The 21764-nt window shown below is 37.6% G+C and carries 20 protein-coding genes; 13 read left to right on the forward strand and 7 right to left on the reverse strand.

The features are described from left to right. The first annotated feature begins 24 nt into the window (after positions 1-24). From ESZ36_RS15395 to ftnA, 3 genes are all read left to right on the forward strand, one after another. On the forward strand, positions 25-1977 hold the full coding sequence (locus ESZ36_RS15395) for a methyl-accepting chemotaxis protein (RefSeq protein WP_146789521.1): 1953 nt from the start codon (positions 25-27) through the stop codon (positions 1975-1977). Positions 1978-2075: 98 nt separating this feature from the next. Next, positions 2076-2549, forward strand: a complete 474-nt coding sequence (locus ESZ36_RS15400; RefSeq protein ID WP_146789523.1) for a peroxiredoxin — start codon at positions 2076-2078, stop codon at positions 2547-2549. A gap of 214 nt (positions 2550-2763) precedes the next feature. Continuing rightward, a complete protein-coding gene (gene ftnA / locus ESZ36_RS15405; protein ID WP_011041017.1) occupies positions 2764-3291 on the forward strand; it encodes a non-heme ferritin in 528 nt (175 codons plus the stop codon). A gap of 95 nt (positions 3292-3386) precedes the next feature. Here the strand turns inward: ftnA and ESZ36_RS15410 are convergent, their stop codons facing one another. Further along, entirely contained in the window at positions 3387-3740 is a 354-nt protein-coding gene (locus tag ESZ36_RS15410) for a winged helix-turn-helix domain-containing protein (protein ID WP_146789525.1), read from the reverse strand. A gap of 5 nt (positions 3741-3745) precedes the next feature. After that, positions 3746-5266: a DUF4397 domain-containing protein gene (locus ESZ36_RS15415; RefSeq protein WP_146789527.1), complete on the reverse strand. Its 1521-nt coding sequence runs from the start codon at positions 5264-5266 to the stop codon at positions 3746-3748. Between the two features lie 290 nt (positions 5267-5556). Between ESZ36_RS15415 and ESZ36_RS15420 the strand changes: the two genes are divergently transcribed. Beyond that, positions 5557-6741 carry a BaiN/RdsA family NAD(P)/FAD-dependent oxidoreductase gene (locus tag ESZ36_RS15420; protein WP_146789529.1) on the forward strand — a complete coding sequence of 395 codons (1185 nt, stop codon included), beginning with the start codon at positions 5557-5559 and terminating at the stop codon, positions 6739-6741. Positions 6742-6857: 116 nt separating this feature from the next. After that, positions 6858-7706 (forward strand): hypothetical protein, encoded by an 849-nt coding sequence (locus ESZ36_RS15425; RefSeq protein WP_146789531.1) that lies wholly within the window; start codon positions 6858-6860, stop codon positions 7704-7706. A 43-nt stretch (positions 7707-7749) separates the two neighbouring features. On the opposite strand, the gene ESZ36_RS15430 is transcribed toward ESZ36_RS15425, so the two are convergent. From ESZ36_RS15430 to ESZ36_RS15440, 3 genes are all read right to left on the reverse strand, one after another. Next, positions 7750-8355: a DUF1294 domain-containing protein gene (locus ESZ36_RS15430; RefSeq protein ID WP_146789533.1), complete on the reverse strand. Its 606-nt coding sequence runs from the start codon at positions 8353-8355 to the stop codon at positions 7750-7752. Positions 8356-8389: 34 nt separating this feature from the next. Next, positions 8390-9640, reverse strand: a complete 1251-nt coding sequence (locus ESZ36_RS15435) for a leucine-rich repeat-containing protein kinase family protein (RefSeq protein ID WP_146789775.1) — start codon at positions 9638-9640, stop codon at positions 8390-8392. Between the two features lie 136 nt (positions 9641-9776). Further along, entirely contained in the window at positions 9777-10079 is a 303-nt protein-coding gene (locus ESZ36_RS15440) for a hypothetical protein (protein ID WP_246129123.1), read from the reverse strand. Positions 10080-10245: 166 nt separating this feature from the next. Here ESZ36_RS15440 and ESZ36_RS15445 point away from each other — a divergent pair, with 166 nt between their 5' ends. The 4 genes from ESZ36_RS15445 to ESZ36_RS15460 all read left to right on the forward strand — a co-directional run bounded on the left by ESZ36_RS15445 (position 10246) and on the right by ESZ36_RS15460 (position 15515). Further along, a complete protein-coding gene (locus tag ESZ36_RS15445) occupies positions 10246-11025 on the forward strand; it encodes a SapC family protein (RefSeq protein ID WP_146789535.1) in 780 nt (259 codons plus the stop codon). A gap of 162 nt (positions 11026-11187) precedes the next feature. Next, a complete protein-coding gene (locus ESZ36_RS15450) occupies positions 11188-13116 on the forward strand; it encodes a coiled-coil domain-containing protein (protein ID WP_146789537.1) in 1929 nt (642 codons plus the stop codon). A gap of 107 nt (positions 13117-13223) precedes the next feature. Continuing rightward, a complete protein-coding gene (locus ESZ36_RS15455; RefSeq protein WP_146789539.1) occupies positions 13224-13859 on the forward strand; it encodes a YjaG family protein in 636 nt (211 codons plus the stop codon). 75 nt (positions 13860-13934) lie between these two features. Continuing rightward, entirely contained in the window at positions 13935-15515 is a 1581-nt protein-coding gene (locus ESZ36_RS15460) for a serine hydrolase (RefSeq protein WP_146789541.1), read from the forward strand. A gap of 88 nt (positions 15516-15603) precedes the next feature. Here the strand turns inward: ESZ36_RS15460 and ESZ36_RS15465 are convergent, their stop codons facing one another. After that, positions 15604-16152: a methylated-DNA--[protein]-cysteine S-methyltransferase gene (locus ESZ36_RS15465; protein ID WP_146789543.1), complete on the reverse strand. Its 549-nt coding sequence runs from the start codon at positions 16150-16152 to the stop codon at positions 15604-15606. A 32-nt stretch (positions 16153-16184) separates the two neighbouring features. After that, positions 16185-16823 carry a 16S rRNA (guanine(966)-N(2))-methyltransferase RsmD gene (rsmD, locus tag ESZ36_RS15470; RefSeq protein ID WP_146789545.1) on the reverse strand — a complete coding sequence of 213 codons (639 nt, stop codon included), beginning with the start codon at positions 16821-16823 and terminating at the stop codon, positions 16185-16187. A gap of 123 nt (positions 16824-16946) precedes the next feature. On the opposite strand from rsmD, the gene ftsY reads away from it, so the two are divergent. The 4 genes from ftsY (at position 16947) to rpoH (ending at position 21400) form a co-directional block, all read left to right on the forward strand. Further along, positions 16947-18398: a signal recognition particle-docking protein FtsY gene (gene ftsY, locus ESZ36_RS15475; RefSeq protein ID WP_146789779.1), complete on the forward strand. Its 1452-nt coding sequence runs from the start codon at positions 16947-16949 to the stop codon at positions 18396-18398. A gap of 144 nt (positions 18399-18542) precedes the next feature. Continuing rightward, positions 18543-19250: a cell division ATP-binding protein FtsE gene (ftsE, locus tag ESZ36_RS15480; protein ID WP_146789547.1), complete on the forward strand. Its 708-nt coding sequence runs from the start codon at positions 18543-18545 to the stop codon at positions 19248-19250. Next, positions 19231-20208: a permease-like cell division protein FtsX gene (ftsX, locus tag ESZ36_RS15485; protein ID WP_425457404.1), complete on the forward strand. Its 978-nt coding sequence runs from the start codon at positions 19231-19233 to the stop codon at positions 20206-20208. The genes ftsE and ftsX overlap by 20 nt, the downstream gene beginning before the upstream one ends. A gap of 334 nt (positions 20209-20542) precedes the next feature. Continuing rightward, complete coding sequence (gene rpoH / locus ESZ36_RS15490; RefSeq protein ID WP_146789549.1) at positions 20543-21400, forward strand: RNA polymerase sigma factor RpoH; 858 nt, start codon at positions 20543-20545, stop codon at positions 21398-21400. Positions 21401-21764 lie beyond the last annotated feature (364 nt).

Consider the following 21764-nt stretch of genomic DNA (forward strand, 5'->3'; position numbering starts at 1 on the left):
ATTTACTTCAAAGGCATTCATGCTATGCGCGTCTCTAGCTTTTCCCGTTTGTCTGTGACGGCAATCAGTGTTTTTACCGCTATTTTTATGGCAACTATGTATCACGTAGGTGAATCGTTAAGTGAAAGTCGGGCGCAGTATAAAGGCTATCAGGCACTTATTTCTTTAACAACGGTTAAGTTTAATCGCACTATTGTTGAGTATTTACAAACCGGTGATGCGGCTTTGTTAAACAAGGCACAAAAACAACTTACTAGTATTGTGAAAAATACTTATAGCTTAAATATCGATAAACTCTCTAAGCAAATAGACTCGCAAGCACAGGCACTCGCCAATAATATTGATACCAAATTTCGTGCTATGGGTAAACTCAGTGGTGACCCCTTAGTGCTCTTGCGTAATGGCGAACAAGAAATGCTCGCGCTTAATAACGATTTATCGCAATACGTACAAAAGACTCAAATACTATCGTTAAAACAGCAGTTAAATTACCTTATTACAACGCAGGCTGTAGGAAAGTTAATTGCAGACTTAGTGAGTGCTAGAGAAGCTATTTTTACCCAACAACTATCAAATACCCAATCGATAAACCCTCTTCTAAAAGAGCTTCAAAGCTTAGGCCGTTTCTTATCAACACAACCTGCGTTAGCTATTTATGCAGAAGGTGATGAAGACATTCTTGATGAAAGTGAAGATTTACTCGGTGATGAAGAAGAAAAACAAGATCTGAGTCTTGAAGCCATTAATGAATTACAGTCATTATTCAATCGTTATCAACGAGAACTGCAAAATACCCTAGCTCAACAGCAACAACGAAAAATGGGCTTTGCACTGTTGGCTGAGCAAGTGGGCAATATTGAAAAAGCGATCATGGAAGGTGAAGCGAATATTTCACAACAGCAAGAGAAAATGAATGAACAGCTTTATATTATTGTCATCGGGCTGCTTATCTTTTTAGTGATATTTCTCTTAGTAAATTATTGGCTGCAGCGTAGTGTTATTCTGCAACCGTTACGTAATTTACGTGATAGTTTTGTGCAATTAGTCGGGCAGGGAAAAGTAGACAATATTATCAATATTGATAAAAGAACGGAATTTGGTGAGATCTCCACTAGCTTTAATCATATGGTTAATAAGCTAGCGCAAGATGATAAAGATAAAGCACAGCAATTAGACTTAGTCGCTAAAGCATTAACGACAATGGAAAGCCAAGTCAAAAGCATTTATCAGTCATCGCATACCACCAGCGAGCATGTCCAAGGAGCAAGAAAAATTATGGAAGCCTTAGGTAGGGCAACCGAAACAGTGAATACCCTATCAGGTCAAGTCGTTAACAATGCCCAGGCAACCAAACAAGCAATGGAAGTAAGTCAGCATCATGTTTCACAAGTACTGGCGGCAAGTGAATCTACCAATTTGGCAGCAAAGGAAAGTAAAGGCGCCATTACTTCACTATTTCATTCGGTTGAGTCGGTTACTTCTATTGTTGATGTGATTAGCGCTATTGCGGATCAAACTAACTTGTTGGCGCTTAATGCCGCCATCGAAGCGGCAAGAGCAGGTGAGCATGGCCGCGGTTTTTCTGTAGTTGCCGATGAAGTACGCCAACTTGCGGGTAAAACCCAGGAATCGCTCAAACAAATTTCAGCACGCTTAAACCAACTACAAAGTGCCAGTAATTCAATTGAAGGTATTATTAACGACATAGAAAAAGCATCAAATAATCAACGTATTATTGCTGATGAATTGCAAGAAACCGCGTTAGCGGTAACAGGACAAGCGCAAGTTTCTGCAACGGTTGCTCAAGATACTCTTGAGCAAATCACCCTGCAACGCACACACTTTATCGCCTTTGAGCAAGCCATGGCCAATGTCGATAAAGAAGTCAGCGACTCACAGCAATTATCGAATGTGATTTCGGTTGATGTCAGTAATCAGGTGAATGATATTGGACTGACACTTAAAAAAGCGTCTTAATAAGTTCAAGTTTGTTAAGCTAGCTATAATTAATTTATACCTGCGTAAACCACTCAGTGATTTATGCAAATTTCTCACAAACTCATAAAGGTGTTTTCATGATCGAACAAAACCAACTAATGCCAGTAGGCGAACTGCAAGAATTAAAAAATGGCGAGATGATCACGCATAATACCGCTGAACTTTTTGCGACTAAAAAGGTGGTGTTATTTGCTGTTCCTGGTGCTTTCACACCAACGTGCTCTGCGGCACACCTACCCGGATATGTAGTTTCAGCAGATGAGTTAAAAGCTAAAGGCGTAGACGCGATAATTTGTTTATCAGTAAACGATGCTTTTGTTATGAATGCTTGGGGTGAGTCGCAAAACGCTGAAAATATTATGATGTTAGCCGATGGTGATGGTAGCTATACTAAAGCACTCGGTTTAAGCATGGATACGGCTACTTTTGGTGGTGTTCGCTCTCAGCGTTACGCCATGATTATAGATAATGGTGAAGTAATCAGCTTGCATGTAGAGGAGCCTAAATCGTTTGAAGTCAGTAAAGCTGAAGTTATTCTCGACCAGCTTTAATGCCTAAATAACGGTTAACGTATTAAGAACGTTCATGAAAGCTGATACTTAAAGCAATCAGTTTAAGAACACGAATAAGAATAATGTACCTTATTAACCACTTGGTTAATAAGGTTTTTTTATGTTTGTAAAATTGAAGCGATACGATTTATTACTTGAATCAATAGTGATAAAAAGGCAGAATTCACCCAATTAAAATCTTTAAGGCAAAATCATGTTAAAAGCTGAAATGGTAGAAAAGTTAAATCAACAACTTAATTTAGAATTTTACTCTTCAAACTTGTACTTACAAATGAGTGCATGGTGTGAAGAAAAAGGTTTTGCCGGTGGTGCAGAGTTTTTACGTAAACATGCTAATGAAGAAATTCAGCATATGAATCGTTTATTTACTTACGTGAGTGAAACGGGTGCTTTACCTATTATTGGTGCTATAGATGCGCCACCACATGAATTTGAAAGCTTAGGTCAATTATTCGAACTAACTTACGAGCATGAGTGTTTAATCACTGAGCGCATTAACTCATTGGCTCATGAAGCATTTACTAATCAAGATTACTCTACGTTTAACTTCCTACAGTGGTATGTTGCTGAGCAACATGAAGAAGAAACGTTATTCAAAGGTATTTTAGATAAAATCAATTTAGTAGGTAATGATGGTCATGCTTTATTCTTCGTTGATAAAGATTTAGCAGAACTAGCCAAAACTGGCAGTAGCAGCATAATGACAGAAGCAAGCGCATAAGCGTTTAACTTTTCTGTTTAACTATACCGCACAATATATTATCTAATTAAATGTCCCCTCAAAAGTGCGAAACACCTTTGGGGGGACATTTTTGTTTAAGCATTAACAGGCGTAGCAAAAGAAGACGTTAAGAATATATATCCCTGTCCCTTAACTGTTTTAATAACAGGGCGCGAAGAAATAACCAATAGCTTCTTTCTTAAATTGGCCATGTGACTATTAATACTTTTATCACAGCTATCAAGCTTACGCTGAAAAATGCGCTGAGCAATAACCTCTCTTGAAACCAACGAACCGGCATCGTTCATAAGTACAGCCAGTAGATTAAACTCTAATCCAGTCGTCGTAACCGACTTACCTAAAAACAGCACAGAACGATTTAAAAAATTTAACTCAACTTGGGCAATGAGCATTTTGTCTGGGGTTACGTGTTTTTCTGTTGTTAACATGCGGCTTACTCTGATTCTTGATCAGGAGTTTGCGTAAACATTGTTGCTTTATAGCCCGTGGGCGAATCTTCACTTGTTTCAAGTATTAAAAATTGCTCTTTGGATTGCTCATTCAGTATTAATTCAAATGAGCTTAAAATGATTGAACTACTATTGTCCTCAGCAACAACAAAAACTTGATAACTGTTGTTTTTTAAGAAAATTGAATTGGTGCTTTTGTAATTTATTTCACGGTTATAAGTGGCAGAGTCTATGATTTCATCTTGTCTAACAAAATAAACAGCTACTTGGGAAAAATCATCAGATTGAATTAAGTTAACTATTTCAATTTCATGCTCGTAAATACTGGTCAGTGAACTATTTTCAACCATCAAAGAGAATAGGTTAACTTCAATTTCATCAATAATGCCATCACCATTTTCATCGATGTTACCATCGTTATCGGTATCGATATATTCTTGCTCAGCATAGAAAAACAGGGTTTTATTGGTGTTTTCAACTAAAGATAATAAATGATTACTTAGTAACGGGATATTGTTCTCAGTATTGGTGAGATCTACGCTGTAGTCACCACTTGCTAAGATTAGTGCATTACTCACTTCACCATAGGGCAGAAAAGCAATCGCAGGGTTATCATCTACACCGTTAATATGTAATGCAAAAGCTTGTTGGTAGTTACTTAGTAACTCATGATTAGCAACGGCATTATAAGCGCTAAATTGTGCTTCAGCTTTATCGTCTACATAGTTAATGACCGTAGAGTCTGACATTATATCTAGCACATAAGGTGATGTGCCCGCACCGCTGTTATCTCTTACAATCATAATATTCTGAGAGCTATAAGCAAAAGGGATACTACTTGATGTGAATAACACCTCATCGCTACCTGCCTTTGTGATATAAAAAATATAATCATCTTGGTCAAGTTTTTGATTATCGGATAATTGCTGATAACTGTATTGACCAACTAAAGTGGCTTCAGTAAAACTTTCATTGTCCTTAGAGAGATAAAAATCTACAGCTTGTTGGTTTGAATGCATATTTAGCACCCTAAGATTAAAAAGATCGTTACTAGTGTCATCGTCATCATCAATAACAGGGATACTGTGCACCATAACTTGTGGAGATAAAATGCTATCGCTAAGTACTATCATATGGATAGTATCTTCAGCTAAAACGATGCTACTCTCATAAATAACTGACAGATCATCGGTCGCAGAGCTGTCATCATCTTGCCAAGCTAACTGATAGTAATAATCTTGGCTTGTTAAGCTGATATTACTATGGGCATTACCATAGATAATAGCCGAAAAGGTTTGTTCAAAATGGTCATCATCATCGTTATCCTCAGTAAGGTTTTCATCTACGGTCAAATAAATACTGGGTGAGTCTTTCGATAAATTATAGAGTTTAACGTAGCCCTCTCCGCTACCATCGTCACTAGAATCACAGCCCAGTAAGATAAATAATAATATGCCGGCAGCAAAGCAGCTCTTTAAGGCTTGTAGGGTTTTAAGTGTCGTCATTTGTTTTCCATAATGTAAAGTTGCAACAATTTGTTGGCGAATGTTATGCAGCAATAGATAGCCACTTTAGGGAAGAGTTCCTACCTTTACACAATCTTTACTTTTCTTTATTTTAGGAATAGCAATATGAGGTATTCTCGCGCTTTATTGGTAATAAAGCCTTTTCAGCAACCTTTTTGTATACGCACTATTTGCATAAAGATTATAATAGGGCCGAAATTTTCAAAGTCCTCTTTGTAGAGAGCGCAGAATAAGCGTTCTTATAAGGCTTTTATTCTTAAGGTGTAGCAGTGATCACAACAGACGTATTAATAATTGGTGCCGGCGCGGCAGGCTTAATGTGTGCAGCTCAAGCAGGCTACCGCGGTAAAAGCGTTGTTGTGGTTGATATGGGGAAAAAACCCGCTCGAAAAGTATTAATCAGTGGTGGCGGTCGTTGTAATTTCACCAATGAAAATACAAGCCCTGAAAATTATCTTTGTCAGAATCCACACTTTGCCAAATCGGCATTAAGTCGTTATAGCGCGCAAGATTTCATTGATTTAGTGGACCGTCATGGCTTGAAGTATCACCATAAATCACTAGGGCAATTATTTTGTGATGACAGTGCGCAAGATCTTGTTGATATATTGATGACCGAATGTGAGTGGGCAGGTGTTCAAGTTAACCTGCGCAGTGAAGTATTGTCGGTCACCAAAATTGACGATGGTTATAGCGTAACAACGAATGAGACAAGCTACCAATGTAAATCCTTAGTTGTTGCTTCGGGTGGTTTAACCATGCCGAAACTAGGCGCTTCACCTATAGGTTATAAAATTGCTGAGCAATTTGATTTAAAGGTACTTGAAACGATTGCTGCATTAGTGCCTTTTACCTTGCACGAGCATGATAAAGAACGTTTTGATGGTCTGTCAGGCATCAGTTTGTTGACCGAAGTCACTAGCGAAAATGGCACAAGCTTTAAAGAAAATATTTTGTTTACCCATCGGGGTTTATCAGGGCCAGCAATTTTACAAATATCTTCTTTTTGGCGCGCAGGGCAGGCGGTTACTATTAACTTATTGCCAGAACATAATCTTAGTGAAACCTTAAGTCAGTGGCAAAGTGAGCAAGGGCAAAAGTCGGTGAAAAATCTACTAGCGACCTTATTACCGAAACGCTTTGTTGAAGTTTTGGTTAAAGATGGTGTTATTGCAGATAAACCAATCAAACAACTTAATCACCCTGAAATTACTGCACTAAGTGACTATTTACATGCGTGGCAGATTAAGCCAAATGGTACTGAAGGCTACCGAACAGCCGAAGTTACTTTAGGTGGTGTTGATACTGATGAGCTATCTTCAAAAACTTTTGAGAGTAAAAAACAGCAAGGGCTGTTCTTTATTGGGGAAGTCATTGATGTAACAGGTTGGTTAGGCGGCTACAATTTCCAATTTTGCTGGGCTAGTGGATATGCTTGCGGCCAGGCGGTTTAATTTGGTTTTAGTAGATGAATTTATTGGAATATTTTTTCGTTAGTTAACGTTTGAAGATATTTTATAAAAAATTGTAAATAGGCAGATTTAGTCAACAAATTTTTAGGAGAAATAGTATGAAAGTTATACACCTAAATCATCCAATCGATGATCAAGAAAGATCAGAGTTGCTATTTTCTGGCCATTTATTAGTTTATACCCAACGTGAATCCATGATTGAACTGATTGAATTTACAAAAGCTTTATTAAAGGAACACTTGGGCGAATTAGATCCAACTCTTGCCCAGCATCAACTGAGTAAAGAATGTTTTTTAAAAGCGACCGGTGCTGCTCAGACCCAATTTCGTTGCAGTGATAAAGCACGACAGTTATTTTTTCGTGCACTCATTGAATGCGGTATAGACCCAAAGACTTGCTATTATGACCATTTCCCGTTGAGAGTTGTACCATTTGCAGAACAACACAAAGGGGCAGACCGTGCTGCGATTGGTCATCATAGAGATACTTGGGGTAGCAATATTAATTGCCAACAAAATTGGTGGGCCCCTATTTTTGATTTAACAACAGAACGTACTATTGCCATCTACCCAGATTACTGGGAAAAACCACTCGCTAATACAACTGCAACGTGGTGTTTTGATACCTTGTTAGAAAAACGAAATGAAGCTCAAAGGGAGCGTAGTTTCAATTATCCCAGTGCCCCTTCACCGATAGAAAAAGTTAACGAGGACGGGGTATTAAAGTTGATAATCCAGCCAGGAGATGTATTAAATTTTGCTAGTGCACAGTTACATGCAAGTGTACCAAACACGTCTAGTTCGACACGCTTTAGTGTAGAAATGCGTACTATAAGCGTAGAAGATTTAAATACCAAGCGCCAAGCTCCCAATCTAGATAACGCAGGGGCAATACCTATGTATTCATGGTTTAAAAATATTGAAACGAAAAAAGCGCTAGTCTACTAAAAGCGCATATAGTGTAGGTTGCAAGATAGCTCCACTGATGTGGCTAAGAAAAAAAACTTAAAAAAGGCTTACCTTGAGTCGTCATCAACCAGCCTAGCGTTGCGGTATTAACAAATACAGTGAACCAAAATGCGATCCTAAACTCCTTCTTTTTAGATTTATGCCTAAGTATTTGTTGCGCAATGGCTGCGCCAGGCCATCCTCCAATTAAGGCTAACAGGTGTAAAGTGCTTTCTTGTGTACGCCATTCGCCTCGCTGTGCTTTTGACTTATCAAAGGCATAGGCGAGAAAAGTAATAATACTAACGCCTATGTAAATCAGTAATATTTTCTGGGGCAGGTAACCAAGAAAAAAAGCAACAGCTACAAAAGTAATAAATATCAGGGATAGATAAATCGAGAATGTACTTATGTTTTTGGTTTGCTTGCTATGTGATTTTTCACCAGAAAAAATAGCCTGATCTGCGCAATATCTACCTTGGTTGTCTTGTATTACTGAGAAGGTAATAACATCATTGATTTTGGGTATTCTATTTCGATTTTTTAAAGCCGTTTTGTGTATGAAAATAGCATCACCGCCGCCATTTGGCGTAATAAAGCCAAAGGCTTTGTCGACATTCCATTTAACGAACTTTCCTTTCAAACGCATATTATCTTCCTTGATTTAGTGTGCAGTATTTATTTTATGAGATGAGACCTTTCAGCGCGATAAACACTGTACTTGTTCTATCTTGCTCAGCACAAATACTCAGTAAGTCGTCGATAAAGTGGTTTAACGCTCTGTGCTCTATTTGTTGAACATTTTCCTGCTGTGCGGGGGTGAGCATTTGATAGCTAGTCGCAGCACCAAAATCGCCAAAAATGATATTACCTTGAGCATCAAATAAGGTGTTATGAGCGTATAAGTCACCGTGACATACCTGATTTTTATGTAAGTGCGCGAACACATCTTGCATCTGGCTAATGATGTTACTAATAAGCGTAATGGGTAAACTGAAACCTTGCGGGAAGGTATCTCGAGTGCAGCTATTAAAGCAAGGAGGTAAACCAAGGTTTTGGTAATTTTCAGGGATCAGAGTCATGATTAACGCAAGGTAGTTTTCTTCATTCACTTGCGCTAATGATTCTACTAGATTTGAGTGATAACCTACTTGTAAGCAAGCTTGTAATTCATCTTGCGGGTAACCATCACTGGTAATTTCACCTTTAAATACTTTTACTGCAATATCTTCAGGAAATTGTGATTGTGGTGTATTCCAATGTGCCTTTGAAATAACACCCGAAGCGCCCTGACCTAATACATTTTCTAAGGTGTAGTTTGCTGATGAGAGTTCAGGAACGGACTTAACTTTGGCGTTAGCTTCGCTGTTAACTGCTGTAAATGGGTTACCAGCAAAGGCAAACCAAGCCAAATTCGGCAGGTTCAATAATTGTTCAGGGCATTGTGTTAGTTTATTAGCAGAAATACGTACGAGTTCCAAATTATGGGCTTGCGCTAATGTTTGCGGTAAATGTGTTAACTGGTTCCCCGCCAATGCTAACTTTTGTAATCTCGGTCGCTCACCTAAACTATTTGGTAAAGTTTCAATTAAGTTATCCGTTAAAATCAACCAACGCAATTGAGTAGGTAATGAATGTTCCGCTACTTGTTTTATTTGGTTCGATTTAAAGCCGACCATTTCAAGGTTTGGTAACTGTCCTAATACTTCGGGCAAGTGTTCAAATTTATTCTGTGAAGCGAAAATAATTTTTAGTTTTGTCAGTTGTGCCAACTCATCAGGTAGTGATGATAAAGCATTATTAGATAAGTCTAGGATCTCTAAGCTGTCAGCTAGCGTTAAAATTTCTAATGGGAATGTGCTTAGATTTTCAGATAATTTTAATTGGCTAATGCCGGCGAGTTCGCCAGAGCGAAGTTGAGAAAGCGTATGCAACATAAAGCGTCCGTAGATATGATTAAAAACGGCGCTAGTGTACAAGAAATTTTTCGTTAAAGCTTGGGCTATTGATCAATGTTTTTAATCAATTTACATGTGGAAATAGCTTCTTTTGACAATGAAATTAAGGATTTTACTTCTTTTGGTATTTAGGATGCAATCTCAAATAATCACACCAAACACTAAAATTAGTATGGTTGTAACGGATATCTGTTGCGGTAAACCATCTTGAATATCCAATGGCTTGGAGACGAAACAATACTTTATTACCATCAATGGCAACATGACAAATTAAGTTTTCCATTGTGTCGTTGCTTACTTGAACTTGGGTAAAACCGTTGGCGTTACGTTGATGTTTCACTGTTATTTTGGGCATAGCTAATGCACTAACAGAAAATAATAATGCAGTGATTAAAGCGAATACTTTTATAACCATCGTTGTATTTTTTGTATCATTTAGAAAATAATGTGAAGTTTAGCATTGAAAGCTAATTAAGTGTCTCCATAACTTATAACAACGCAGTAATTTCATTCTAGTTATTGCAATTCAATAACAATATTAAAAAAGATGCTCCATAAAAGCATTTACAAGAGATAAAGTAATGGCTAATTTCGTCCCTGTTAGAAAAGAACAACATCAAAATCTTAAACTTGCTAGCAAGCGCGATCTTGCACATGTTGCTGGTCAACACATTGTTTCATTAACCGCTGCTGAATATGCGCAAGCATCAGCAAGTTTTCCTGTAGTGTTGGTTAAAAACCCAGATTCACCACGTTACCGTAGTGTTGCTATGTTGGGTTTAGAAGCAGGCGAGAACTTATATTATAAAGATGATAAATGGAGTGCTTTATCATTACCACAAAGTGTTGGTATGGCACCATTTGCTTTAGGTCTAGATCCTGACAAAGAAAATACTCTAACAGCCTGTGTTGATATAGATAGTACTTTAGTTGCTGAAGATAAAGAGCTTGCATTATTTGAAGCAGACGGCAAAGAATCAGAGTTATTAGCTAACGTACAAAATTCATTAGGTCGTTTATATGAAAATGAAAAAATGACTGAAAATTTTATTAAAGAACTTGAAGAAAATGATTTATTACAAGAGCTTGAATTAAATATTGATTTGAGTAATGGCGAAAAGAAAAAACTTACCGGTATCTTCACTGTTAACGAAGACAAAGTGAAAACATTAGCCGATGATAAAGTACTAGATTTCCATAAACGTGGCTTATTTGTCCCAATTTATGCGATGTTAGGTTCTTTAGGTCAAATCAACCGTTTAGTTCAATTGCGTAACCTAACAAGTAACGCTCCAATTACCAGTATCCAAATCGCACCATTAGCTAAAGAAGAAGTACAAGAAGGCGTTGCAGAGAGTTAATTTACCTGTCGTTTTGACCGTAAAAAATTATAAATAATAATAAAAGGGGCTTTTGCCCCTTTTTTGTTGCTTTTTTGTTAAAAAAAATTACTTTTCATATTCCTGTGATGATGTACCTGTGATAATTTAGAAGCAGTAGCGATTTATAATAATGAGAATAATATGGTCGATAAAAGTACATTTTCTAAGGATGTTGAAGAACAAATCCAAAGTTTGGCTAGTGACATTTACATTCAAGTGGAAGATAAATTAACTCACTTGATAGCTTCTGCAGTTAAGACGGAAATGAGTAAAAATACTGATCAACAAAGCCAATATCTATCAGAGAAAGAACAATCATTACAAAAAAACTTTGCTGAAAAACAACAATCACAACTGAATGAAGTTACACAGCTTAAACACGCGTTAGCTGAGAAACAGGCAGATGAAGCAACAAATAAGCAAAACTTCCAGGTAGAACTCACTCAAAACACTATTAATTACAGTGAGACCATAGAGTGCTTGGAAAAAGAAATTGTTAATTTAAAGCAGCAAGAAACACAACAACAAGATAAAAAGCAAAGCAGTAATAATAAGTTAGACGAAAAGCTACTGGAAACAGAACAAAATCTTAATGATAAAAATCAAGAGATTGACGGCTTAAATGGTCGGATTATGGTGTTAACTGAACAAGAGCAAAGTTTAACGACACAACTTACGGTAGCTAAAGAAAAAATTCATCTAAACGAAAAGCAACAAAGCGAAGCGGTAACAGCTATTAAAAGCCAAGCTGAAGCGACAGCCAAACAACAAATTGATGCGTTAACTAAAAAATTACAACTAAATGAAAAACAGCAGAGTGAAGCGGTTATAGCTATTAAAAGCCAAACTGAAGCGACAGCCAAACAACAAATTGATGTGTTAACTGAAAAATTACAGCTAAATGAAAAGCAGCAAAGCGAAGCGGTAATAACGATTAAAAGCCAAACTGAAGCGACAGCCAAGCAACAAATCGATGTGTTAACAGAAAAACTTCGGAAACTCGAAAATGATAGTGCTCGTATTCAAGCTGAAGCGCTGCAAAGTAGTGACAGTAAAGTCAAAGGCTTAGAACAGAAAATATCTCAGTTAGCAGAGCAAGCTCAACAGGAACAGAGCGGCAAAGCTGAGTTACAACAGCAATTATCAGCACAACAAAAATCAATTGATACTGAGCAAGATAAAAACAAACAAGCAGAACAAAAAAGCCAAGACTTTCAAGCACAAATTATTAAGCTAACTGAACAGGCATTCATTGATAAACAGCGACTTCTTGATGAAATAAAGTCAATTAATGAGGGTGCGGAACAAATTAAACAACAACACCTTGATGAGAAAAAAGCAATCAATGAAGGTGTAGAACAAATTAAACAACAACACCTTGATGAGAAAAAAGCAATTAATGAGGGTGCGGAACAAATTAAACAACAACACCTTGATGAGAAAAAAGCAATTAATGAGGGTGCGGAACAAATTAAACAACAACACCTTGATGAGAAAAAAGCAATTAATGAGGGTGCGGAACAAGTAAAACAGCGACACCTTGATGAGATCAAAGCAATTAATGAGGGTGCGGAACAAGTAAAACAGCGACACCTTGACGAGATCAAAGCAATTAATGAGGGTGTGGAACAAGTAAAACAGTTACATCTTGATGAAATAAAAATAATTAACGAGAATGCTGAACAAACGAAACAATTGCAAGCAACCGCGCAGCAAAACATTATTGAATTAGAAAAAACTAACGAGCAACTTAGCAGTAAATTAGCAATTGAACAAAATGATATAAAATTATATCAGCAAGAAGTTACAGTGCTTAATGAGCAAGTGAAGGTTGCCCAAGAAGGGCAAGAAAATATCTTGCAACGCTTTAATAAGAATCGAGATAAACAAGAAACAGAAAATAATAAAGTGCGAGAAACTATTAAATTCTTACGCGATGAGAATCATCAGTTAATCACTGATCACGGTGAGCAAAAGACTCAGTTTGACGATCAAACAAGTGAGTTGGAGCATAAGTTGACCGAATATCGATTGAAATTCGAGTATGCTCAGAAGCAATTAACCAGTTAGTTGTTTCGATATCTATACAATACAGCCATGATAAAACCAAGCTTATTCGCATTTTGAATAGGCTTGGGTATAATCCAGTTAATTATCTCAACTGAGTATATATCTAAGTGGCTATTCATCTCCCTTTTGCCAAGTTAAGTCATTGGCATCAAATTGCTTTCTCTGCAGCGTTACTTGAACGTATGTTACCTAATTATCAAATGTTTAGTGAAGCCGCTGACTTTGGTAATGCTAAAGTATTACGCAATCAACTCGATATTATTTGGCAATGGCTTGATAACAGTAATACGGTAAAAATTAATAGCGATGCCCAATTACTCAAATTAGAAGCTGAAACCCCTGACCCAGAAGCGTTTGATTCTTTTGGTGTATTTCCTGCTCTTGATGCGTGTATGGCATTTTCGGCTTTGTGGCAATTAATGCAAGTTAAGCCATCGAAGAAACAAAAAACAGCAGAAATTGATATTGACGATATCCAAAGCATCAGTCGTCTATCTCATAATAGTGTCAGTTATTATGTCGAGCTGCTTTTACTTGAAGAAGTTGAAGAGTCCGCCGATGAAGAACTTACGATCACTGCCGAGCAAATGGATGAACATCCACTCATGCAATGGGAAAAGGACACGCAAAATGAGCTGTTCGATTTTCTAAAGTTTGCCGCCGCCGATAAACGTACGTGTAAACTAGCTAAGCAGATGAGCTTATCTGAAGGTTTATCTAATTTAGGCATTGAGATCGTTTAATGGTTAACTGTGGCCGTGTAAAAGCAATGCTAAGTCATAGACTCAAATAATAAGAATCTAATACAGGAAACCCATATGAAGTTACTTAGTGGTGCATTGATTTCACTCACCTTGATTTTGTCTCTCGTTATTCCAGTGCAAGCAAGCAGTGTTGTTGATAAAAATATTAAAATTGAACAGGCTATCACTCAAGCCATGAGTACCTTTCAAGTGCCTGGTGTAGCCGTAGCCATCATCAAAAATAATAAAGTGGTTATGAGCAAAGGTTTTGGTGTTATTGAACACGGGAAGTCAGCCAAAGTCACCTCTGATACTTTATTTGGTATTGCTTCAAACACTAAAGCGATGACCGTTGCTTTATTAGCTAATTTGGTCGATGAAGGTAAGTTGACTTGGAAAACTAAAGTCATTGATATCATTCCTGAATTTCAAATGCCAAATGCTTATGTTACCAGTCAATTTACTATTACTGACTTATTAGCTCACAACTCGGGTTTAGGACTCGGTGCCGGCGATTTGATGATATGGCCGCATACTACGACAACAAATGATGATGTTATTAAGGGGATTAAGCACCTACCTGTGGTATCTAGTTTTCGTAGTGAATTTGCTTATGACAATTTGTTGTACATTGTTGCTGGTGAGGTTATTGCACGTATTACTGGCCAGTCTTGGAATGAAGTTATTCAAGAGCGTATATTTACGCCGCTTGGTATGAATAACACCAGTGCAGCCTTTTCATTGATTGAAAAGAAAAATACCAATGTAGCCAGAGCACATGTACCACTTAATGGTAAATTAAATGTTGTGGGTGGTAATTTTATCGAAAGATTTGGCGCAGCGGCTTCAGTTGCTTCTAGCGTTAATGATATGGGATTGTGGTTGCAGGCTCAGTTAAATCAAGGCGCATACGGCGCTAAACTAGATGAAAAATCTCCTCGATTATTTTCAGCTAAGCAAAGCCGTACCATGTGGAAAGCGCAAACTTTGCGATCTGTTTCTGAAATAGAGACTCAGCAAGATAAGACGCATTTTTCAGCTTATGGTTTGGGCTGGTTTATGAAAGATTATCATGGGGTGAAGCTACTTCATCACGGTGGTGGTATTTTAGGTATGGTCTCTAAAGTGGTATTGGTGCCAGAAGAAGATCTTGCTATGGTGATTCTAACTAATCAACAGTCGAGCTTCGCTGTCGATGCAATTTATCATCAAATTTTAAATGAGTACCTTGAATTACCTAAAAAAGATTGGATTGCTTATTATCATACAAAACAGACAACGAAGACTGCTAAAGAACAAAGTCGCCTAGCGAAAGCGGCAGATTCAGTTCATAAAAACTCAGCACATTCTTTAGTATTACGTGAATATGCGCAGACTTATGTTGATGATTGGTATGGCGAAATTCATATAACATTTAAAAATAATAAGCTCCATATGCAGTTTGGTAACACCCCAGAATTAAAGGGCACCTTAGAGCACTACCAACATAATACCTTTATTGTTCGCTGGCATGATAAAACGCTTAAGGCTGATGCTTTTGTTAACTTTAATTTAAATGAAGATGGTGGAATTAATTACGTCACTATGAAAGCAGTATCACGGGCGACTGACTTTAGTTTTGATTTTCATGACTTAAAATTAGTGCCGAAAAATTAATTGCTAATTTAGATAGATAAAAAAGGAGTACTTATAGGTACTCCTTTTTTGTTTTCAATATTGACGTTTTTAGATCAGTAGCAATATATCAACGTAGGAATTGCGTTTTTTCTTGGCGCTTATTAATAACATTCTTGATATCTAAATTGGCATTGTTATTGGTTTGCTTTACCTCAACCCCTTCATGATTTAATAACCATAATTTACGCTCAATACCACCGGCATAACCTGTTAATGAACCATCACCACCAATAACGCGATGACAAGGTACAATCAACGTAATGGGATTTCTACCATTAGCGCCACCAACAGCCTGTGAGGCCTTTGGTTTATCGAGCATCTTGGCTATTTCGCCGTAGGATTTTACAGTACCAAATGGAATCTTTGCTAAACAACCCCATACGGATTGTTGAAATTCAGTACCTTGAGGGTCTAATGGTACGGTAAAAATTTGACGCTGCCCGGCAAAGTATTCTATTAATTGCTGTTTACAAAGTTCAGTGATGTCATTAGCTTTGATTTCACCTTTTTGATCACCGCAAGCTTTATCACCGCAAAAAATAGCTTGGCAAATACCTTGCTCGGTTGCCATAAATTCAAACAAGCCCAATGGCGTGTCGAGATAATCAGTAAACATATTAATTGTCTCCTTAAATGAACGTAATGAAATTAGACCTGATATTGATAGAGTTGATAAACAACCTGACCAGAAATCTTTTCTTTAATTAATTGCCAGTTAGCTGGGATAACTTGTGTGCTCTCTGCTTCCATCTCTACATAAATGAGTGCCTGATCAGCCAAACCAAAGTGATTTAGTAATTGTGCGGCTTGTTCGACCAATTGCTTTCTAAAAGGCGGATCGAGAAAAACCAAATCAAAAGGCTTGTGTGTACTTGCCGTCAATTCTGATTTAAGAGAATCATTTTTTAGAAAAGCCAGAGCGTTATCATTAATAACGTTAATGTTATCAGCCTTGAGTAATTCTTTATTCGCGAGTAGTTGGTTCGCTGCTGCTCTATTTAATTCCACCAAGGTTACTTTATCAGCGCCACGTGATAACGCTTCAAAACCTAAACTACCAGAACCAGCAAAACAGTCTAAGCAGTTGGCTTGTGCGATATAGGGCATGAGCCAGTTAAAGACAGTCTCTTTAACTCTATCGGTTGTTGGGCGTAATCCCTCAGCCATTAATACAGGCAATTTTCTGCCTTTGTATTTACCTGCAATAATGCGGATTTTACCGGCAGATTTACCCTGTCCTCTCCCAGAAAGGATTTTTTTACTTAGTTGTTTTTTTGCTTGATTCATATCACTGACAATTTTGCTATTAAGTGCTAATATAGCGCCAATTTTATCCTTGTTTGGTTCTTATACCAAACAATTTCATACTGAAATATATTTAGGTAGCTAAAAGTGTCGAAGAAAAAAGGTATGTTGTCTTGGTTAGGCTTTGGCAAAAAAGAAAAGCAACCAAGCACTGAAGAAAGTAACAATGAAACTCTCTCTGCTACTGAAGCTGAACAAGCGACGGTAACAGAACCGGTTGAACAACTTGACGAGAAAATTGTTGAGTCAGTTGTCAATGAAGCAGAAGAATCAATAACAGAACATGCAGTAGAGCAAGAAGCTACTACTGTTGATGTTGTTAACGACGATGCTAATGTGCTTGAGGATTCAGCAGCCGAAACTACAGAAGCAGTAGCGATCGAAGCGGTAACTGTAGCCTCTGTAACTGAAGACAGTTCTCAGCTTGTTGACGCTGAATTGACCAGTGATGCTATGAGTGAAGAGCTACCAGAGGCGAAATTATTAGCCGAAATGGAAGCTGTTGAGCAACAGGTTGAATCAATTGATGATGTTGAGGTTGTAGAAGAAGCATTAGAGGATGTATCGCAACAACAAGCCGATACAGCTAAAGACGCTGAACCGAAAGTCGAAGAGATTGTTGAAGCCAAAGCTGAGAGTAAGCTTGGTTTCTTTGCCCGCTTAAAACAAGGTTTAAGTAAAACAAGACAAAACTTAGGTGGCGGCTTAATTGACTTGTTTCGCGGCAAACAAATTGATGATGACTTATTTGAAGAGTTAGAAACTCATTTGCTGTTGGCGGATGTTGGTGTTGAAACCACCATGAAAATTATCGATTCTTTAACGAAAAGTGCTAATCGTAAGCAGCTAAAAGATGCCTCTGCTTTGTACGACTTGCTGAAAGTAGAATTAAAGAAAGTTATTGAAGATGTGAGTCAGCCGTTAGTTATTCCTGAAGGGGAAGGGCCTTTTGTTATGCTTATGGTTGGCGTTAATGGTGTGGGTAAAACCACGACCATTGGTAAGTTAGCTAAGCAATTTCAAGCAGAGGGAAAATCTGTAATGTTAGCAGCAGGCGATACTTTTAGAGCGGCTGCGGTCGAGCAATTACAAGTATGGGGTGACCGTAATAATATCCCTGTTATTGCTCAACATACGGGTGCGGATAGTGCTTCTGTTATTTTTGATGCTATCAGTGCTGCAAAAGCACGTAAAGTTGATATCATCATTGCTGATACAGCAGGACGTTTACAGAATAAAGCCCACTTGATGGAAGAATTGAAAAAAGTTGTGCGGGTAATGAAAAAGCTAGACGTTAATGCACCTCATGAGGTGATGTTAACGCTTGATGCTGGCACAGGTCAAAATGCCTTAAGTCAAACTAAGCTGTTCGACGAAGCTGTGGGCTTAACGGGTTTAACTATTACTAAATTAGATGGTACCGCCAAAGGTGGTGTTATTTTTGCTGTTGCAGATAAGCATAGTATTCCTATTCGATATTTAGGTGTCGGTGAAGGCATCGATGATTTAAGACCTTTTAACAGTGATGATTTCATTGAAGCGCTTTTTAGCAAGTAGCTGCAAATAAATATTCAAGCAGCTTATGACTAGATAGACCCGTTCCACTTCAAAATGCATGAATATGCATTTTGAAGTCGTTTGAGTATCACAGGGTAGTTGTGCTAAGTTAGCCTGCTTATTCGTACCAAATATTAAAGTAATATGATTAATTTCAATAAGGTAAATAAAACCTATCCAGGCGGTTTTCTGGCATTAAAACAAGTGAGTTTTAGTCTAGAAAGCGGTGAAATGGCATTTTTAACTGGCCATTCAGGAGCAGGTAAAAGTACCTTGTTAAAGTTAATTTCATTAATGGAAAAACCCAGTTCTGGTAGTATCCAAGTAAATCACACCGAACTCTCCGATATTCAATATAAGCAAGTGCCTTATGTACGCCGTGGTATCGGGATGATCTTTCAAAGTCATAACCTACTTAAAGACCGTACTGTTTTTGATAATGTAGCCTTACCGCTAATTATTGAGGGTGTTAGTCACAGTGAAATTAAAAAGCGTGTGGCGACTGCATTAGACAAAGTGCATTTAAGCGCTAAGTTGAAGTGTTATCCACACATGCTCTCTGGCGGTGAACAACAACGCGTTGGTATTGCTCGTGCGATAGTTAATAAACCCCCTATTCTCCTTGCTGATGAGCCTACCGGAAATTTAGACCCCAAATTATCGTTAGATATTATTAGTTTGTTTGAAGAATTTAATGCCGCTGGCGTAACCGTACTCATTGCAACTCATGATCTAGGTTTAATTGCGCGCATGAAATACCGTACACTGACGCTGAAAGAGGGCACCATGATTAATGATGGCATTGTTGATGGCCTACAAGCACAGGGGAGATATGATGAGCAATATTCATAGTAGTGGTTTAAAAGCGCGTTCAAGTTTATTGGCACGCCTTTTAACTCTCCCCATTCGACATTTTCAGCAAGCGGTAGGAAGTTTAGGTAATTTATGGCGAACGCCTTTTACCACAGTGATGACAATTTTTGTTTTAGGCATCAGTTTAGCATTGCCAGCAACCTTGCATCTTTTTGTTAAGAACGCCGAGCAAGTCAGTGAACAGTGGGATAGTGCCTCTCAAATTACCTTATTTCTAAAATTATCAACCAGTGAGAAGAGCGCACAAAATTTAATAAAGCGCATTAGTCTTTATAACGATGTGGCCGAGGTGCGCTACATTTCTGCTAAACAAGCATTGAAAGAATTTAAAATTTTATCTGGTTTTGGTCAGTCACTTGAATACCTAGATAAAAACCCATTGCCAGCAACGTTATTGGTAACACCAACGCAAAGAGCTAGCCAAGCACAAGCGGCTAATGCCTTGTTAGCAAAATTGAGCAAAGAGCGAGAAGTTGAGCAAGGAAAACTTGATTTAGAGTGGTTAACGCGATTAGAAGCTATGGCCCGTTTAATTGAAGATATTGTGCTAGGTGTGGCCTTATTATTATGTTTATCGGTAGTACTCATTGTTGGGAATACTATTCGATTAGCTATTTTAAATGAAAGAGATGCTATCGCTATTATGAAGTTGGTTGGCGCGACAGATAGCTTTATCCAGAGACCATTTTTATATTCTGGTATTTGGTACGGTATTTTTGGTGGCATACTTTCTTGTATTGCTGTGACTCTTCTTGCTTGGTACTTAGGTTACGCTATTAGTGATTTAAGTGAGCTTTATCAAAGTAACTTTCAATTGCAGGGATTATCCGGCAGCGAAGCACTGATGTTGATCGGGTTTGCTGTTGTGCTTGCTTTAGTTGGAAGCTATATCTCGGTCAGCCAGCATATTAAAGCGATAGAGCCTAATGCAGATTAAAGTCTTTTAAAGCCCATCTGAAAGGGAACAGAGAATAATATTACTTGGTTTTACAGCAATTTTTAAGGGAATGCCTGACTTTTTTGGTGCACTTAGCAGTGAAATTCTCCAGTGTTCCCGAACTTTCCCCTCGAAATTTAACATGTATAACCAACTGTTTATTATTGATAATTCCTTAAGCTTACAAATCGTCACATTTAATTCACAAAAAATTTGAAAGATCGCCTTGTGCCACCCTATCTATTAAGCTAATGTTCATGTCCCCGCTATCGCAAATAGTGTCGATATATGTTATTATCGCGGGCGAATTCAAAGAGAGAAGGAGAGGGTTTTTATGAGTCAAGCAATGCAACTTACCTTACCAAAGAGTGGTAGTATCGAATCATACATGCAATCTGAGTACAGCATACCTATGCTAACCGCAGAAAAAGAGCATGATCTAGCTACTCGCCTCTACAATGAAAATGATTTACAAGCGGCGCAAGAGTTAATTATGTCGCACTTACGTTTTGTTATTCATGTTGCTAAAGGTTATTCTGGTTATGGTTTACCACATGCTGATTTAGTACAAGAAGGCAATGTGGGTTTAATGAAAGCCGTTAAACGTTTTAACCCTGAAGTAGGTGTACGTTTAGTTTCTTTTGCTGTTCATTGGATCAAAGCAGAAATTCATGAATTTGTGCTTAAAAACTGGCGCATTGTAAAAGTTGCGACAACGAAAGCGCAACGTAAATTATTTTTTAACCTACGTAAAAATAAAAAACGTTTAGGTTGGTTCAGTACTGAAGAAGTAAATACGGTAGCGGAAAACCTTGGTGTAACAACAAAAGATGTTATGGAAATGGAATCTCGTATGAGTAGCCATGACCAATCATTTGAATTATCGAAAGATGATGATGATAATCTTGGCGCCAGTAGCTTTTCACCTGCTCAATACCTTCAAGATAAACAATCAGATTTAGCAGTTGAAGTTGAAAATGATAATTGGGATAACCATGCTAATAAACGTTTATCAACAGCATTAGTAACGCTTGATGAGCGTAGTCAAGATATTATAAAGACACGCTGGTTAACCGAAGATAAAACAACGTTACAAGAGCTAGCTAATAAATACCAGATATCAGCGGAACGTGTAAGGCAGTTAGAAAAAAATGCTTTATCTAAACTTAAAAACACCATGGTTTTTGATTAACGTTCAGTAATATATCTTGTTCAAATAAACCGACGCTATGTCGGTTTTTTTATGCCTGTAAAAAACGCATCAACTTTTAAACGCTTATATGCGGCGTTATTGATTTTGAGAAGGGAATAACCATTCTCTTCAAGCAATGCCTTGCCTCTAAACCTTTTAACTCTCGCTAAATGATCAATAAGTTAGTCCGATTGGTATAACAAGCTAAAAAACAACCAATAAATATACAGTTAATCACATCTTTATGTATGAAAGTAACTACATCGTTACAGGTTTAACTAAGTTACAACACTTGAAAACGAACTTCTTCTATTAAATCCAGCAGTATTGATGGCAATTGATAAACATCAGTTACCAACAAACT

It is taken from the genome of Colwellia demingiae (genome assembly GCF_007954275.1).
GTDB lineage: Bacteria > Pseudomonadota > Gammaproteobacteria > Enterobacterales > Alteromonadaceae > Colwellia > Colwellia demingiae.

Coding starts and splice junctions, on each gene's coding strand:
- ESZ36_RS15395 (WP_146789521.1), top strand. CDS start 25: ATGCGCGTCTCTAGCTTTTCCCGTTTGTCTGTGACGGCAATCAGTGTT.
- ESZ36_RS15400 (WP_146789523.1), top strand. CDS start 2,076: ATGATCGAACAAAACCAACTAATGCCAGTAGGCGAACTGCAAGAATTA.
- ftnA (WP_011041017.1), top strand. CDS start 2,764: ATGTTAAAAGCTGAAATGGTAGAAAAGTTAAATCAACAACTTAATTTA.
- ESZ36_RS15410 (WP_146789525.1), bottom strand. CDS start 3,740: ATGTTAACAACAGAAAAACACGTAACCCCAGACAAAATGCTCATTGCC.
- ESZ36_RS15415 (WP_146789527.1), bottom strand. CDS start 5,266: ATGACGACACTTAAAACCCTACAAGCCTTAAAGAGCTGCTTTGCTGCC.
- ESZ36_RS15425 (WP_146789531.1), top strand. CDS start 6,858: ATGAAAGTTATACACCTAAATCATCCAATCGATGATCAAGAAAGATCA.
- ESZ36_RS15430 (WP_146789533.1), bottom strand. CDS start 8,355: ATGCGTTTGAAAGGAAAGTTCGTTAAATGGAATGTCGACAAAGCCTTT.
- ESZ36_RS15440 (WP_246129123.1), bottom strand. CDS start 10,079: ATGGTTATAAAAGTATTCGCTTTAATCACTGCATTATTATTTTCTGTT.
- ESZ36_RS15445 (WP_146789535.1), top strand. CDS start 10,246: ATGGCTAATTTCGTCCCTGTTAGAAAAGAACAACATCAAAATCTTAAA.
- ESZ36_RS15450 (WP_146789537.1), top strand. CDS start 11,188: ATGGTCGATAAAAGTACATTTTCTAAGGATGTTGAAGAACAAATCCAA.
- ESZ36_RS15460 (WP_146789541.1), top strand. CDS start 13,935: ATGAAGTTACTTAGTGGTGCATTGATTTCACTCACCTTGATTTTGTCT.
- ESZ36_RS15465 (WP_146789543.1), bottom strand. CDS start 16,152: ATGTTTACTGATTATCTCGACACGCCATTGGGCTTGTTTGAATTTATG.
- rsmD (WP_146789545.1), bottom strand. CDS start 16,823: ATGAATCAAGCAAAAAAACAACTAAGTAAAAAAATCCTTTCTGGGAGA.
- ftsY (WP_146789779.1), top strand. CDS start 16,947: ATGTTGTCTTGGTTAGGCTTTGGCAAAAAAGAAAAGCAACCAAGCACT.
- ftsE (WP_146789547.1), top strand. CDS start 18,543: ATGATTAATTTCAATAAGGTAAATAAAACCTATCCAGGCGGTTTTCTG.
- ftsX (WP_425457404.1), top strand. CDS start 19,231: ATGATGAGCAATATTCATAGTAGTGGTTTAAAAGCGCGTTCAAGTTTA.
- rpoH (WP_146789549.1), top strand. CDS start 20,543: ATGAGTCAAGCAATGCAACTTACCTTACCAAAGAGTGGTAGTATCGAA.